This is a genomic window from Chryseobacterium sp. MYb264 (assembly GCF_035974275.1).
Lineage (GTDB): Bacteria > Bacteroidota > Bacteroidia > Flavobacteriales > Weeksellaceae > Chryseobacterium.
Genome location: NZ_CP142422.1, coordinates 2,306,514 through 2,322,731 on the forward strand (window position 1 = coordinate 2,306,514; position 16,218 = coordinate 2,322,731).

At 35.6% G+C, this 16,218-nt stretch carries 11 protein-coding genes; 6 read left to right on the forward strand and 5 right to left on the reverse strand.

The genetic code is table 11. The features are described from left to right. Positions 1-462: 462 nt before the first annotated feature. On the reverse strand, positions 463-1,719 hold the full coding sequence (locus VUJ46_RS09790; RefSeq protein ID WP_326984796.1) for a dicarboxylate/amino acid:cation symporter: 1,257 nt from the start codon (positions 1,717-1,719) through the stop codon (positions 463-465). Positions 1,720-1,941: 222 nt separating this feature from the next. Here VUJ46_RS09790 and VUJ46_RS09795 point away from each other — a divergent pair, with 222 nt between their 5' ends. The 5 genes from VUJ46_RS09795 to VUJ46_RS09815 all read left to right on the forward strand — a co-directional run bounded on the left by VUJ46_RS09795 (position 1,942) and on the right by VUJ46_RS09815 (position 10,972). After that, positions 1,942-2,430, forward strand: coding sequence for a BON domain-containing protein (locus tag VUJ46_RS09795; protein ID WP_326984797.1), 489 nt, complete (start codon positions 1,942-1,944; stop codon positions 2,428-2,430). 6 nt (positions 2,431-2,436) lie between these two features. Then, positions 2,437-2,856, forward strand: coding sequence for an SH3 domain-containing protein (locus VUJ46_RS09800; protein ID WP_326984798.1), 420 nt, complete (start codon positions 2,437-2,439; stop codon positions 2,854-2,856). 183 nt (positions 2,857-3,039) lie between these two features. Continuing rightward, the gene (locus VUJ46_RS09805) at positions 3,040-5,808 is read left to right on the forward strand and encodes a TonB-dependent receptor (protein ID WP_326984799.1); all 2,769 of its coding nucleotides are present in this window, start codon (positions 3,040-3,042) and stop codon (positions 5,806-5,808) included. A 132-nt stretch (positions 5,809-5,940) separates the two neighbouring features. Then, on the forward strand, positions 5,941-8,646 hold the full coding sequence (locus tag VUJ46_RS09810; protein ID WP_326984800.1) for a TonB-dependent receptor: 2,706 nt from the start codon (positions 5,941-5,943) through the stop codon (positions 8,644-8,646). A gap of 466 nt (positions 8,647-9,112) precedes the next feature. Continuing rightward, on the forward strand, positions 9,113-10,972 hold the full coding sequence (locus VUJ46_RS09815) for a CocE/NonD family hydrolase (protein ID WP_326984801.1): 1,860 nt from the start codon (positions 9,113-9,115) through the stop codon (positions 10,970-10,972). A gap of 124 nt (positions 10,973-11,096) precedes the next feature. Here VUJ46_RS09815 and VUJ46_RS09820 read toward each other — a convergent pair whose 3' ends face one another. From VUJ46_RS09820 to speB, 3 genes are all read right to left on the reverse strand, one after another. Then, positions 11,097-11,711, reverse strand: a complete 615-nt coding sequence (locus VUJ46_RS09820; RefSeq protein WP_326984802.1) for an alpha-ketoglutarate-dependent dioxygenase AlkB family protein — start codon at positions 11,709-11,711, stop codon at positions 11,097-11,099. Positions 11,712-12,023: 312 nt separating this feature from the next. After that, positions 12,024-12,872, reverse strand: a complete 849-nt coding sequence (locus VUJ46_RS09825; protein WP_326984803.1) for a bifunctional helix-turn-helix domain-containing protein/methylated-DNA--[protein]-cysteine S-methyltransferase — start codon at positions 12,870-12,872, stop codon at positions 12,024-12,026. A gap of 66 nt (positions 12,873-12,938) precedes the next feature. Then, positions 12,939-13,793 (reverse strand): agmatinase, encoded by an 855-nt coding sequence (gene speB / locus VUJ46_RS09830; protein ID WP_326984804.1) that lies wholly within the window; start codon positions 13,791-13,793, stop codon positions 12,939-12,941. Positions 13,794-14,024: 231 nt separating this feature from the next. Here speB and VUJ46_RS09835 point away from each other — a divergent pair, with 231 nt between their 5' ends. After that, positions 14,025-14,684 (forward strand): HAD family hydrolase, encoded by a 660-nt coding sequence (locus VUJ46_RS09835; RefSeq protein ID WP_326984805.1) that lies wholly within the window; start codon positions 14,025-14,027, stop codon positions 14,682-14,684. Between the two features lie 132 nt (positions 14,685-14,816). On the opposite strand, the gene VUJ46_RS09840 is transcribed toward VUJ46_RS09835, so the two are convergent. Further along, the gene (locus VUJ46_RS09840) at positions 14,817-16,211 is read right to left on the reverse strand and encodes an arginine decarboxylase (protein ID WP_326984806.1); all 1,395 of its coding nucleotides are present in this window, start codon (positions 16,209-16,211) and stop codon (positions 14,817-14,819) included. Positions 16,212-16,218: the final 7 nt, after the last annotated feature.

Consider the following 16,218-nt stretch of genomic DNA (forward strand, 5'->3'; position numbering starts at 1 on the left):
GAATTTATTTTTAAATGCAAAGATCGCAAAGATTTTCTGTAAAATAATACTTACTTTTTATGAGATTGTTTCACCTTCGGTTCGCAATGACTTCTTTATTTCCTGCAGATTTCGCTGATTTTTACTGAGGATGTTGGTTTTTCGCAAAGGGCGCAAAGATTGGTTTAATACTTTATGTTTTTAAGGTGCAAAGATTTTATCAATGATAAAATTGTGGAACGCGTAAGATGCTATTTTTTTTTACAACGAAGGCACGAATAATAGGAATGAACCTGTAAGAAAGCCCTCTCCCCTAGCCCCGATTGCAACGGCATCCTTTTTTGTTGCGGGCGTAGCGTAGCGGAGACCGTAACAAAAAAGATAGAGTGGAAAGCGGGAAATAGCTCCTCATAAAAAAATGGTCAATAATGAGATATTCACCATTGACCATTTTTTAGCCTAAGCCAAATTATAATTTATTTTTTAAACGACTTCGTTTCCGTTGCCATTTTCAAGCTGTCCTTCCCATTTTGAGACCGCTGAGGTAGCCAATGCGTTTCCTAAAACGTTGGTCATACTTCTTCCCATATCGCAGAAATGGTCGATGGGTAAGATCAAAGCAATACCTTCCGGTGGAATTCCAAACATTGAGCATGTTGCCACGATAATAACCAGTGACGCTCTCGGAACCCCTGCAATTCCTTTTGATGTTAACATCAATACCAAAAGCATGGTAATCTGCTGTCCGATCGTCATTTCAATTCCGTAGATCTGAGCGATGAAAATAGACGCAAACGTCATGTACATCATGCTTCCGTCCAAATTGAAAGAATATCCTAATGGTAAAATGAACGAAACCACTCTGCTGTTACATCCGAATCTTTCCAGTTCTTCCACTAATTTCGGGAAAACAGCCTCTGAACTTGTGGTTGAAAATGCAATCAGTAAAGGTTCTTTTATTCTTCTTAACAATTCGAAAAGGCGGTTTCCGATAATCAGATAACCTGCCAATAAAAGCACTAACCAAAGAACACCTAATGCAAAGAAGAAATCTCTGAGGTAAATGGCGTATACTTTAAAGATCTCAAATCCATTGGTGGCGACCACGGCAGCGATGGCTCCCAATACTCCCAGCGGTGCAAACCACATAATGTAGCCTACCATTTTCAGAATTCCGTGTGCGATGATATCGAATAATTTGATCACAGGTTGAGCATATTCTTCGCCCATATTCGCCAAAGCAATTCCGAACATAATGGAAAATACTACGATCTGAAGTACTTCATTGGTTGCAAAAGCTTCAAATATACTTTTAGGAATAATGTGCTTTACAAAGTCTTCCATGGAGAAACCTTTGCTGCTTTTCAAAAGTTCTTCGGCAGAAGCGGCGTCCTGAATCGGTAATTTGGTCACATGACCAGGCTCCATCCAATTCACCAGCATTAAACCGATAAAAAGCGAAACCAACGAAGCAGAAATAAACCACAACATGGCTTTTGTCCCAACTCTTCCGATCATTTTGATGTCACTCATTTTGGCAATTCCCACGACCAGCGTGGTAAATACCAACGGAGCAATAATCATTTGTACCAATCTGATGAAAACAGTTCCTAAAAGTTTGATATTTTTAGAAAAAGGTTCTGCGCTATCGGGATACATCGTATGTACTACTCCTCCAATTCCAACTCCTATTACAAGCGCAATAATAATTGCTATAAACAGTTTATTTTGTCCTTTCATATAAATAGTTCAAGTTTCGCAAATATAATATTTTTACAATTGGTACAACATTTCGTTATAACAGTATTAAATTTACCTAAAATTCGTAATTTGTCTAAATTAACAATCTGGAATCTAAATTATTATAAAAAATTTAAAAAATATTTATTAAATTTTAATTCCTTTGGTACAAATTTTATTGTTACATTTACTTGTATTAACAACATTATTAAAATATACAATATGAAAAAAACGATCGCAATGGCTGCATTGGCTATAGCAGTTTCTTTCGGCGCTGTTTCTTGTAAAAAGAAAGTTTCTGATGCCGACCTTCAAACTCAGGCTACTACGGTAGTAACGTCTAACCCAAGTGCTTCTGTGGAAGTGAAAAACGGGGAAGCTCACTTAAGCGGGACTTTCGCAGATCAGGCATCAAAAGATGCAATGATCACTCAGCTGAAAGCTATTCCGGGAATTAAGAGTGTGCATGATATGGCGACTATTGAAGCGCCTGCAGCAGTGGCTCCTGTAGAAACTCAGTCTGCTGTATCTCCTGAAGTTCAGCAAAAAGTAAAAGATGCTCTTAAAGATTTCCCAACCGTAAAAGTGGAAACAGTAAACGGAGAACTTACCCTTACCGGGACAGCTAAGTCTACAGATGCCAGAAAGATTAAAGAATCTATTGATGCCTTGAAAATCGGTAAATACAATAACAAAATCACTGTAAAATAATTTAAGATGAGCACATTACAAGATAAATATTCAAGTGTGGTTTCTGCTGCTCAGTCTGCAGGGATTTCAAACTTACAGGTTCAGGAACAGGACGGAATTTTGTATGTTTCGGGAAGTGCTTCCAACACTGCAGCAAAAGATTCTGTATGGAATGCTCTAGGCGCTATTGACTCTACCTATTCTGCTTCAGACATTAATATTGATGTTCAGGTGACGGGTCTTGCATCGGGAGCTGCTCTTACGGTAGCAACAGAGGAATCTAATTTAAACATCAGACAGGAGCCTTCTACGGAAGCTGCCGTGGTAGGAAAAGCTTCAAAAGGTTCTTCCGTAACACTGATTGAGCAGACCTCTGACGAATGGTGGAAAGTAAAAACTACCGATGGGCAGGAAGGTTATGCTTATGCAAGATACTTGAAAGCATAAAAAGTAAAAAAAACTTAAATTTAACATAGAACATCTTCGTTTCGGAGATGTTTTTTCTTTTTTAAATTGATAACAGCGAAAATTAGAGGTATCCCTTAGAAAATTAACGCTATTTAACTATAACAGCCCTTTCCGGAATAGTGTTTTTTTATAATTTTACGCTCTAATAACTTTTAAACTCAAATGCGTAAACTATTATTTCTACTTTTCCTGGCAGTGAATTCTCTGATTCTGAATGCCCAAAAATTCAATATCGATGGAAAAGTGTCCAACTTCGAAAAAAAACCGGTTGAAAATGCTACCGTTTATCTCTTAAAACAAAAAGATTCTTCCATCGTTAACTACACCTCAACCAATAAGGAAGGTAAGTTTTCCTTAAAAACAGACGAACTTCAGGAACCGAGCATTCTGAAAATTGATGCTGACAAATTCATTTCTTACTCTAAAAATCTTGAAAAAATAGAGCAATCTTCGTCTTTGGGAGATATTGAACTGGAAAAAAATTCCATCACCAATATTCAGGAAGTTAAGATCACCGCATCTCCCGTGAAGATAAAAAAGGATACTATTGAATTTAATGCTTCTGCGATCAAAGTGCGCCCTGACAGTAAAATAGAGGAACTTTTAAAACAAATTCCCGGCGTGGAAATAGGAAATGACGGGAAAATTACGGTAAACGGAAAAGAAGTCGATCAAATTATGATCAACGGAAAACCATTCTTCGACAAAAACGGAAAAATTGCCTTACAGAATCTTCCTGCCGATATCATTAAAAATATACAGTTCACAACAACAAAAACCAAAGAAGAGGAACTGAACGGAAAAACTGCAAAGTCAAACAATGCAACGATCAATTTTAATATTGACGAAAAGAAAAATAAAGGGCTCATTTCAAGACTAACCTTGGGCTATGGCTCAGATAAAAGATATGAAGGCAGCGGACTGATAAGCTATTTTAAGAAAGATATGAAAGTGAGCCTGCTTGCTTCATCGAATAATATCAATTCTCAGGGATTTTCCAACGATGAGGTTTTTGACAGCATGGGACATGGCAGAAACTCATGGATTATGAATGGCGGATCTGTGGTAACGAATGGTAATACGACTTATTATATGGAAGGGGGAAATAAAAAAGGAATTCAGAAATCGACCACCATTGGGTTTAATTACAGTGATAAATTAAGCAAAAATGTCGACCTGGATAATGTAAGTATTGTTCATACCGATAATAATCTCGAAACCCGCTCAAAAGCATCCAGAACAACTCTGCTTCCCAACAACACGTTGAATACCAACTCTGAAAGTAATGGAGAGAACAATTCGAAGCAATATAATTTCGATATTGCTGCCAGAGTAAGGCTGGATTCTTTAACGAGTTTTTATTTTTCCCCTTCATTCTCAAGAAATGAAGTTTCCAATTTTAATAATTTACAGTCTTCCACCCTGAGAGATAACATTCTTCTGAACGAAAGTAATGCCTTCACAAAATCAGATTCGGAAACCAACAATTTTAATCCCAACATTTATTTTTCTAAAAAATTCAGAAAAAAAGGAAGATTGATGTTTGCGAATATGAGCAGTACCATTTCAGAAGCCAAAGAAAATAACCTCAACCGATCTGAAAATATTTTCTATCAGGGATCTGTTCCGAATGACAACAGAAACCAGCTTGCCAAAAATAAGAGGCAGACAGATACCTATAATTTCAGAACTGGCTACACAGAACCGATCTCGGATTCAGCAAGCGTAAGCCTGAATCTAAGTTACAGTGCGAAAACACTCAGAAATTTAAGAGATGTCAATGATTTTAATGAAAGTTCCGGACAATATGCCGACTACAATTCTGAATTATCCAACACCATGAATCAAAAGATCAATCAGTTATCTCCGGAGCTGTCATTTGAAATCAACAAAAAGAAAATCAGTGCCTGGGGTTCTTTCGGACTTGACATTACGGATATGAAGGTAAACTCTTTCTTTACAGGTAAGAACTTCGATCTTCAGAAAAACTTTGTCCTTCCTACCTATAATGTGAGTATGAATTATGAGTTTTCGCCAAGCAAACGACTGAGTTTATATCAATTTTCAGACTTTACCATTCCTACCGCAGAGCAACTCAGCCCGTATCTGGATGAATCCAATCCTTTGATCTCTTTTCAGGGAAATCCGGATCTGAAAAATAGTTGGAGCAATATGACCTATTTGTATTTTAACAATTCTAATATTGTAAAAAATATCAACTATTATTTCAATGTAGGCTTTATTTACAAAAATAACGACATCATCAATTATTCGTCTTACGATGCAGATGGAAAGCAGCATATTACCTATGTAAATGTGGATGGAAATAAAAACTTTAACCTGGGCGGAAGCTTCAGTAAAACGTTGAAGTGGAAAGATAATAAGCTGACCATTAATCCCAAATTCAATATGAACTATTCGTTCATTAAAGGCTTTGTAGACGGGCAGGAACTGATAGGAAATGTATACAATATCAATCCGGGACTGAACTTCACCTATGAAATAAAGGATAAAATGACCATAAAACCGTCTTATTTGTTAAACTATAATTTTTCAAATTATAAAAACTCAGGCATTAATGAGGTAAAAACAAGTTATCAGACGTTGAAACTGGAACTTACGAACTATATCTTTAAAAGCAGGCTGGTTTTTGGAAACGACTTTGAATACAATACCAACACCAACATTGCTCCGGGATTTAAACGTGATTTTTACTTCTGGAATACCAGTTTAGGATATTCATTTATGAATAAACAACTTACCGCAAAGGTAAAAGTTTATGATGTTTTAAATCAGAACCAAAGTGTCAGAAGAACGATTGCCAATAACTATTTTGAAGATCGGGATGACCTTATTCTTAAACGATATATTATGTTTTCCCTGACCATGAAACTGAATAAATTTGCCAAGAAAGATCCGCCAACCAAGTAATACTTCCTACATCAACTTATTAATTTTCATTAAAAGTCCGTTCATTCAGGTTATTTTTAACAATTTTTTACATAAATAGCATCCCTAAACAGGGATGTTTTTTTATATTTTAGCAGCTTCAAAAACATTTTAATGAAAAAAATTCTTTGGCTGCTGTTATTTACCTTCAATTTTTTATGGTTGAATGGACAAAAATTCAGCATCGACGGAAAGATTTCCGATGCAGAGAAAAAACCGATTGAAAATGCGACAGTTTATCTGATCAAGCAAAAAGATTCTTCGATCATTAATTATACATCCACCAACAAAGAAGGAAAATTTTCATTAAAAACTGAGGAACTTAAAGAACCTTCTATCCTTTCTGTAGATGCCGACAAGCTCGCTCCTTATTCCAAAAAATTTGATAAAATAGATCAATCCTACACTCTGGAAGAAATTTTACTTGATAAAATTCGCAGCTCCGATATTGAAGAGGTAAAAATTACCGTTTCACCTATAAAAATTAAAAAAGATACAATTGAGTTTAATGCCAGTGCCATAAAAGTTCGTCCGGACAGCAATATTGAAGAGCTTCTGAAAAATATCAACGGCGTGGAAATCGATAATGACGGAAAAATTACGGTGAATGGTAAAGAAGTTGACCAAATTATGATCAACGGGAAACCTTTCTTTGACAAAAGCGGAAAAATTGCCCTGAAAAATATTCCGGCAGATATTATTAAAAATATTCAGTTTACGACTACTAAAACGAAAGAAGAAGAACTTACCGGAAAAACACCAAAATCTGAGAATAAAACCATTAATTTCAATATTGATGAAAAGAAAAACAAAGGCTTTCTTACCAAATTAGCAGTTGGATATGGTTCTGATAAACGCTATGAAATCAATAGTTTTTCGAGTTATTTTAAAGATAAAACCAAGATCAGTCTGGTGGCTTCTTCGAACAATATCAATACATCGGGTAATTTTAACGATGATGATTCCAGAAGAAATTCCCGTGCCGGAAGTTCGATGAAAGGAATTCAGAGATCTACAACGGTCGGATTGAATTACAGTGACAGCTTCAGTAAAGATATTGATCTTGATGCGCTCGGACTTACGCGCACGAGCAGCAATATGGAAACAGCTTCCAAAGTTTCTAAGACTACCTTCCTACCGGATTTTAATCTGAAAACCGACTCTGAAAACAGTGGAGAGAATAATTCGGAGCAATATAATTTTAATTCTTCTTTACAAATTAAGGCAGATACCGCCAATACGATTTATTTCTCGCCTACGTTTTCTCATTCAAAAACGAATGGTGTGAGCCTTGGAAATTCAACAACCTTTAAAAACGGTGAACTGCTGAATAAAAGTGAATCTTCTACCCATTCAGATTCTGAGAGTAACAATTTCAGTCCAAGCATTTATTATGTAAGAAAATTTAAAAAGCAAAACCGTAATTTTTCCGCCAATATCAGCACTTCTATTTCAGAAAATAAAAGCAATAATTTAGTCAATTCTCAAACATTATTTTACGAGAACGGCGCTGAAGATGTGTCTAAAAGAGATGTCCGAAATCAGCTGAGCCAGAACAAATCCCAAAGCAACAACTATGCTTTTGATGCAAGATATACAGAGCCTGTATCTGATTCGGTTACGGTGAGTATGGGATTACGATTTAATTCAAAAAGCAATATGAATGAGAGGCTGGTCAATGATTTTGATCAAAATACGGGACAGTTTTCCCAGTATAACCTGGCGCTCTCGAACAGTTCAGATGAGAAGGCGAATGAACTTACTCCCGAAATCACGGTTAATCTCAATAAAAAAAAGTTCAATCTTTGGGCGTCTGCCAGTCTCGCTTTCACCAATATACGCTATAACTCTACTTTTAACGGATCTGATTATAACCTGCAAAGAAGCTTCCTGCTTCCCAATTACAATGCCGGGTTTCAGTATAAACTTAAACAAAACTCTACGCTGAGTATTTATAATTCAACGACTTTCAATTCCCCGTCATCGCAAAATCTGATTCCTTATGTGGATGAGTCTAATCCCTTAGTCACTTACCAAGGAAATCCGGATTTGAAAAATTCGTGGGCAAATATGTCAAGCGTCAGCTTTAACACCTACAATATTCCGAAAAATATGAATTATTTCGTGAATGTGTCTTTTACATTCAACAATAACGACACGACCAATTTTTCGTATTATGACGATTCGGGAAAGCAATTCACTACCTATACCAATATCAGCGGGAATAAAAATGCCAGTCTTTTTGGAGGCTTCAGTAAAACTTTTAAATGGGAAGAAAACAGACTTACCATAAGCCCGCGGGCCAGTATCAATTACAGATTCAATAAAGGTTTTATCAACGAACAGGAGTTTTCAGGCAATTCCTACACCGTCGCGCCAGGCATCAATTTAACTTATGATAAAAGGGATAAAATCACGATAAAACCTTCGTATAGCATCAACTACTCTGTTTCAAATTATAAAAATTACAGCGTAGAAAGTATTAAAAACACATTTCAGACTTTCCGGCTGGAGCTTACCAATTATTTCCTGAAAACCAATCTACTGATCGGAAACGATTTTGAATACAACACAAGCTCCAATATAAGTCCGGGCTTCAAGAGAGATTTTTATTTCTGGAATGCAAGTGTCGGTTATTCATTTTTTGAGAAACAGTTGACCGCAAAAGTGAAAGTATATGATGTTTTAAATCAAAATCAGAGTGTCAAAAGAAATATTACGGCGTCGTATGTGGAAGACCGCGAGGATTTAATTCTGCGAAGATACATTATGTTTTCTCTGACGATGAAGCTGAATAAATTTGCAGGAAAAAAGAGATAGTTTTAAACACGAACAATCATATTTTTTTTAACGCAAAGATTTTATTGCTTTCTCCTGATTTTTAGAAAACAAAAGCAAATAAATTTACTTCATGAAGCTCGAAAACACACTTTATCAAATCAACTTGTTGATTCTTCTTTGCTCGCTTGAGTTTTTATACATTTAAATTAAGAGCCTGTTTAAAATTTTACCGTTTTATTGTCCTTAATGAAGTTGATCTTTGCTCAATTTTGATGCTCTTTTGAGCGTATTTTTCACTTCCTATTTTTGATTTAGCCCGCTAAATCTGCAAACACGAAGCAAAAAATCCATCTCAAAATAGCTATAAAAATTTTTGGCAATAAAATTTAAACAGCCTCTAAAACTTTGCATTAAAATAAACCCAATAAAATTTAAATATTCTCTTAAAACATAAATTTAATTAAAATCATTTTTATGTTTAAATTAGCCATAAATTTTTTACATAATGAAGATTCATTTTTCTTTTTTATTTATTTTCCTTTTTATTTTAGGAAATTCACAAAATATGCAACCTGCCGACACTTTTGTGAAAGATAATTTTAACAAGAAAGAGTTTTATATCACGATGCGCGACGGAGTAAAACTTTTTACGATTGCTTATATTCCGAAAGATATTTCCGGTAAGAATAAGTATCCGTTTTTGATGCAGAGAACCTGCTACAGCGTCGCACCTTACGGGGAAAACGAATACAGACCCAAGCTTGGGCCGAACCAGTATTTAATGAAAGATAAATATATCTTTATATTTCAAGACGTTCGCGGGAGGTATATGAGTGAAGGAACTTTCACCAATATGACGCCACAGGTTGACCATAAAACGAAAAAAGATGTTGATGAAAGTACGGATACCTATGATACAATCGACTGGCTGGTGAAGAATATCAAAGACAATAACGGAAAAGTAGGTCAATACGGAACTTCTTATCCGGGATTTTACACCGCTGTTGGAATTTTAGCACAGCATCCGGCTTTGGTGGCTTCTTCTCCACAAGCGCCTATTTCTGATTTCTGGAATGACGATTTTCTTCATAACGGAAGATTTATGTTAGGTTATTTCAAAACTTTCCCGGTCTTCGGAGTTCAGAAAACGAAGCCTGAAAATAAAGCTTGGTACACCGATTCTATGATCAAAGCCACTTCTGAAGATGGTTTGAAATTCTACAGAGACATGGGAACTTTGAAAGACGGTTATGAAAAATATTATCAAGACAACTTCTTTATGACAGAAATTATGAACCATCCCAACTATGATGAATTCTGGCAGAAAAGAGGGCTTCTTCCTCATCTTAAAAACGTCAATCATGCGGTAATGACTGTCGGTGGCTGGTTTGATGCAGAAGATCTTTCAGGACCTTTGAATATTTATAAAACCATAGAAAAAACAAGTCCGAAAGCAAAAAATACTATCGTGATGGGACCTTTCTCACACGGCGGTTGGGGACGTGAAGAAGGAAAACATTTCCATAACCAGATTTATTTTGGAGACAGCATTGCAACGTATTATCAGAAAAATATTGAAACGAAATTTTTCACTCATTATTTAAAAGGAAATACAAAGCAGGATGCGGGGTTACCGGAAGCTTTGATGTATGACACAGGAGCAAAACAATGGCGTGAATTCGCTACTTATCCACCGAAAGAAGGGCAGAAAGTAAATTTTTACTTAGCTAATAAAACATTGAATAAATCGGCCGGAGAAGGTTTTTCAGAATATTACAGCGACCCGAATAATCCGGTTTTAAGCTCTGATAATTTAAAAGATTTCAACGGATTTACGCCAAGAAATTATATGTCGGAAGACCAAAGATTTGCAGAAGGAAGACCGGACGTTTTGACGTTTACGACTGATATTTTAACAGAAGATATGACTCTTGCAGGAGAAATTATGGCTAAATTAAATATTGCTTCTACTTCCACTGATGCTGATTTTGCAGTGAAATTAATCGATGTTTATCCTGAAGATTTCAAGCCTCTTGAGAAAAAAGAAGGCGTGATTTACGGAAATTATCATCAAATGGTTAGAAGTGAAATTATGCCTGCAAGATTCAGAAATTCAAGAGAAAAAGGTGAAGCATTGGTTCCGAATCAGAAAACAGCCGTTAATTTCAGATTACAGGATGTGGTTCATACCTTTAAAAAAGGACATAAAATCCAGATCCAAATTTCTTCGACATGGTTCCCGTTGTTTGCCATTAATCCACAGAAATTTATGGATAATCCAAATTTTGCAACGAAAGAGGATTATACAAAGGCGTTTATCAAAGTCTTTGATGACAGCTCGATTGAAGTTGAAGTTTTGAAATAAATTTAAAAAGCTGTTCGGTTTGAACAGCTTTTTTGTTTTTTTAATCTCTCGCAGATTAAGCAAATTTCGCAGATGATTGTGCTTAAAAATCTGCGTCATCTGCTAAATCTGCGAGATAATTTTATTAATTTTCCTCGATCGTTCTAAAAGTCAAATTCACTCTTGGAGTTTTTACTTTTGTCGTGGGTGGAAGACGGTGCAGCCAATGATCCTGTGTTACTCCTTTCATCACCAGTAAACTTCCGTTTTCCAGGAATATCTCTATTTTTTCTTTGGTTATTTTATGTTTAAATAAAAACTTTCTTTCCGCTCCGAAAGTTAGTGAAGCAATCGCGCCGTGTTTTTTCAGATCTTTTTCGCCATCGCTGTGATACGCCATTCCTTCACTTCCGTCGTGATATAAATTCAGGAGACAAGAGTTGTAGGTTTCTCCGGTAACTTCTTCACATTTTTGTTTCAATTCTAATAATTCCGGTGTCCAGAATTTTGCATATTTTGTTCGTTTTGAATAGGTGTATTCAAAAGGTTTTTCTCCAAACCAAGCGACTTTTCTTTTGGTTAAAATTAATTTTCCAAAGATGATCGCTTCATCATTTTCCCACGGAATCTGATTGAATAAATAATTATAATAAAAATCCGATTTTTCTTTGGAAAAAACTTTTCCGTAATAGTGAACGGTTCCGTCATTGGGCAGGATATTTAAAGGATAATCGGATATGTCTTCGAATAGGTTGAGCATTGGAGTTCTGAGTTTAAGGTTTTGTGTTTAAAGCTTATTCAATAGCGTCATTTTTTTCATTCTGTAGAAATCTAAGCAAAATATTTCTATTTTAAACTCTAATAAATAAGCCGAGATTCCTACGGAATGACAAAGGTAAAGTTGATTTTTTATATTGAAAAAAAGTAATAAGTTTCGGCTAAAGCCAATTTAATCAATTCGTTTATATTAAACGGGCTAAAGCCCGTTCCTATTGATGGAATAAAATACCATTATCATTTTTCAAAGAAATTATTCGTATTTATTTGTGAGAAAAATTTCTGCAATTTGTGTTTAAAAACCTGAGTAAATTTTAGAACTCTCCCAACCCACAATCAACTGTTTTCTTTCACTTCCCCATCGGTAGCCTCCAATATTTCCTGAAGACTGAATCACACGATGACAGGGGATTAGAAAAGCTACAGGATTACTTCCAATTGCGGTTCCGACAGCTCTTGAAGCATTGGGATTTCCTATTTTTTCGGCTAAATTTCCATAAGTTGATAATTTCCCCATCGGAATCGTAAGCAAACTTTCCCAGACTTTTAATTGAAAATCAGTTCCTTTTAAATGGAGTTTTATCGTATTGAGTTTTGTCCAGTCTTTATTGAAAATGGACACAGCGTTTTTCTGAAACTCATCCTGTTTTTCAAAAAAAGAAGCATTAGGAAATTTAAAAATTAAATTTCCTAATGCTTTATTTTTATCGGTTTCAAAAGCCATAGAACAGATTCCTTTTTCTGTGGAAGCTGTGATTACATTTCCAAAAGGTGTTTCGGAAAAACTGTAATTAATGTTGAGGCTTTTTCCTCCGTTTTTATATTCTGCCGGAGACATTCCTTCGATGCTCACAAACAAATCGTGTAATCTGCTCGTGCTCGAAAATCCTGTCTCGTAAGCTGTATCAAATAAACTTGCTTTTTCTTCCTTCAGTAAATTTTTAGCATGTTCAAGACTGATGAACTGCAAAAATTTCTTCGGACTTGTTCCTGCCCAGTCAGAAAACATCTTCTGAAAATGAGCCGGACTCAAATGAATTTTCTCCGCCACTTCCTCCAAAGTGGGCTGAAGCTTAAAATTGCTCTGGATATACTCGATTGCCTTGGCAATTCTTTCGTAATCAATTTGATTTTGTGTGGACATACCATTGAATTAACCTCACAAATATCCAAATAATTTCTGGTGGAAAAAATCCGAATCTTGCGAAGTTTAGTCTTGATTAATATGATAATAAGCAAGCATTTTATAATATAACTTCGCCGCCAAGAATGCACTTGGTTTCGCATAAGCAGAATCCATCAATTCTACAATATCAAAAGCAACAACATTACATTTTTCAAATACTTTTCTTAATAATTCCAATGTAGGATACCATTGTAAACCGCCTGGCTCAGGAGTTCCTGTTGATGGAGCAATAGAAGGATCAAAAGCATCCAAGTCAATTGTGATATACACGTTTCCTGAAACTTTTTCTAATACATCGTTTACCCAGTTTTCATTATTGGCAATTTCGTGAGCGAAAAATACTCTTCCTTCCGGTAAATATTCAGCTTCCTCAATATCCATAGAGCGGATTCCCACTTGTACCAAATTATGCTTCTGATTCGCTTCAAAAACCGCACAAGCATGATTAGAAGTAGAACCATGAAACTCTGGACGTAGATCTGTATGAGCATCCAATTGAAGAACCGTTAAGTTTTCAAATTTCTCACCAACCGCACGAATAGAACCGATAGAAACAGAGTGCTCTCCACCGAAAAGTGTGAATAGTTTACCATCATTATTCAACAATTCTTTTGTTTTTTGGTAAACCGCTTCCGTCATGGCTTCAGGTGTAGAATTTTCAGAAACTTCTCCAGCCAGATAAACACCTTCCAAATAAGGTTCAGTCTGAGTTTCGATGTCGTAAAGCTCCATGTTTTCAGAAGCATCCAAAAACAATTCCGGACCTTTATCAGCTCCTTTTCCCCAAGTTGAAGTTCCGTCGTAAGGAACAGTCACCAACATTACTTTCGAGTTCTCCAATGAAGCATTTTCTTCAGGAATTCCTGCGTATGTTTTCATGTTTTATTTAAAAATTAAATGATTTCGGCAAAGATACGGAAAAGTGGTTGGAAGCCAGAAGGTGGAAGTCGGAAGTTTTACAAAATGAAAAAAAAATTAAACGTAACAATTTAAACTTCCCTCACCCAGCTTTCAACTCTTAACCCAAATTATACAGCACAATTGTAAACCTCCCTCCTCCATCTTCCCGCTTATCGCCAAATTCCTTACCTTTGTTCAAAACAAAATTGTATGTCGTTAAAAGCTGTGCTATTCGATATGGATGGCGTGATTGTGGATACTGAACCATTGCACAGAAAAGCCTATTTTAAAACATTTAAAGATCTGGGAATTGAGGTTTCCGAAGATTTATATACTTCTTTTACGGGAGCTTCCACCAAAAGTGTCTGTGAAACTTTAATTAAAGAATTTAACTTAACGCAGACCTTTGAAGAGATTGCAAAATGCAAAAGAGATTATTTCAAGGATTATTTTTATAATGATGAAGAATTTGATTTAATTCCGGGTGTAAAAGACCTGATTCAGCATTATTTCGATAACGGGATTACCTTAATTTTAGCTTCTTCTGCAACCATGCCAACCATCAATATGGTTTTTGAAAAATTCGAACTGGAAAAATATTTCAACGGGAAAATCAGTGGTGCAGATTTAAAAGAATCGAAACCTCATCCTGAAGTTTTTGAACTGGCCGCGAAATTAGCGAATGAACCTGTAGAAAACTGTATGGTAATTGAAGATTCTACCAACGGGATTTTAGCGGCACACCGAGCACATATTTTCTGTGCCGCGTATAGAAGTCCACATTCTATAAATCAGGATTATACGTTGGCAAATATTGTCGTTTCGGATTATGAAGAATTGCAATTGGATAAAATTTCAAAATATTTTTAAATAACAAAAGCTCTCAAATTCTGAGAGCTTTTTATCTTTTTTAAACACTAATTTCACTAATATTTTCACAAATGACACAATTAATATTTGTGTTTTTAGTGTAAAAAATTTGTGCTATTTGTGTTTAAACATTTACTTGTAACCTAAAAGTTTCAACACATCTTCCGGTTCCTGTTTTTCACGGAAAATCTCATATTGCAACTCACCATTCTCATCTTTCTGAATCAAAATATGTCTTGGCTGAGGCATTAAACAGTGGTGAACACCACCGTAACCACCAATCGTTTCCTGATAGGCACCCGTATGGAAGAAACCGATATACAAAGGTTTTGTATCACTGAAAACAGGTAAATAAATGGCATTTGTATGTTGCTCAGAATTATAATAATCGTCCGAATCACAAGTCAATCCACCTAAGAAAACTCTTTCATACGTATCATCCCAACGGTTTAGCGGAAGCATGATAAAGTGTCTTGAAATTGCCCAGGTATCCGGAAGCGTCGTCATGAAAGATGAATCGATCATATTCCATTTTTCTCTGTCATTCTGACGTTTCTGAGAAATAATTTTATAAATATTAGCGCCACTTTCTCCAACCGTGAAACTTCCGAATTCTGTGTAAATATTTGGTTCTTCAACCCCTTCTTCCTCACAGAATTTTTTGATTTGAGAAACGATCTCCTCAACCATATATTGGTAATCGTAATCAAACTGCAAAGACGTTTTGATTGGGAAACCACCACCAATATTCAGTGAGTTTACTTCCGGTGCAATTTTCTTCAAACGTGCGTAGACACGAAGACATTTATACAATTCGTTCCAATAATAGGCTGTGTCTTTGATCCCTGTGTTGATGAAAAAGTGAAGCATTTTCAATCTTGCATTCGGGTGTTCAGCAATTTTCTGGCTGTAATAAGGAATAATATCTTTATACCCGATTCCCAATCTTGACGTATAAAATTCGAACTTCGGTTCTTCCTCAGATGCAATTCTGATTCCGATATCAAAAGTTGTGTCTATGCTTTCTGTAAGCTTATCCAGCTCACGGTAATTATCTAGAATCGGGGTAATATTTTCAAAACCACTGTTGATCATATCTGAAATTTTCGCCAGATAATCATCCGTTTTAAAACCATTACAAATCACTTCGATATCTTTTGATACTTTCCCTTCTTTATAAAGAGATTTCACAATATCCATATCATAAGCAGAAGAAGTTTCTATAGAAATGTCATTTTTCAAAGCTTCTTCCAATACAAATTTGAAATGACTTGATTTTGTACAGTAGCAATATCTATAATTCTTCTTATATTCGGTTTTCTCAAAAGCTTCCTTAAACCAACTCTTGGCCTTCTGGATATTTTGAGAAATTCTCGGCAGGTAGCTAATTTTTAGCGGAGTGCCAAACTGTTCAACAACATCCATTAAAGGGATATCGTGAAACGACAAATTGTTCTCAGATACATTGAACTCCTCAGTAGGGAAATACAACGTCTGATCAATAAGTTCCGAGTATTTTATTTTCATTTCTAAA

Bases quoted from the DNA above. Each gene is read 5' to 3' on its own strand.
- VUJ46_RS09795 (WP_326984797.1), top strand. From the start codon at position 1,942: ATGAAAAAAACGATCGCAATGGCTGCATTGGCTATAGCAGTTTCTTTC.
- VUJ46_RS09800 (WP_326984798.1), top strand. From the start codon at position 2,437: ATGAGCACATTACAAGATAAATATTCAAGTGTGGTTTCTGCTGCTCAG.
- VUJ46_RS09835 (WP_326984805.1), top strand. From the start codon at position 14,025: ATGTCGTTAAAAGCTGTGCTATTCGATATGGATGGCGTGATTGTGGAT.
- VUJ46_RS09805 (WP_326984799.1), top strand. From the start codon at position 3,040: ATGCGTAAACTATTATTTCTACTTTTCCTGGCAGTGAATTCTCTGATT.
- VUJ46_RS09810 (WP_326984800.1), top strand. From the start codon at position 5,941: ATGAAAAAAATTCTTTGGCTGCTGTTATTTACCTTCAATTTTTTATGG.
- VUJ46_RS09820 (WP_326984802.1), bottom strand. From the start codon at position 11,711: ATGCTCAACCTATTCGAAGACATATCCGATTATCCTTTAAATATCCTG.
- VUJ46_RS09815 (WP_326984801.1), top strand. From the start codon at position 9,113: ATGAAGATTCATTTTTCTTTTTTATTTATTTTCCTTTTTATTTTAGGA.
- VUJ46_RS09840 (WP_326984806.1), bottom strand. From the start codon at position 16,211: ATGAAAATAAAATACTCGGAACTTATTGATCAGACGTTGTATTTCCCT.
- VUJ46_RS09790 (WP_326984796.1), bottom strand. From the start codon at position 1,719: ATGAAAGGACAAAATAAACTGTTTATAGCAATTATTATTGCGCTTGTA.
- speB (WP_326984804.1), bottom strand. From the start codon at position 13,793: ATGAAAACATACGCAGGAATTCCTGAAGAAAATGCTTCATTGGAGAAC.
- VUJ46_RS09825 (WP_326984803.1), bottom strand. From the start codon at position 12,872: ATGTCCACACAAAATCAAATTGATTACGAAAGAATTGCCAAGGCAATC.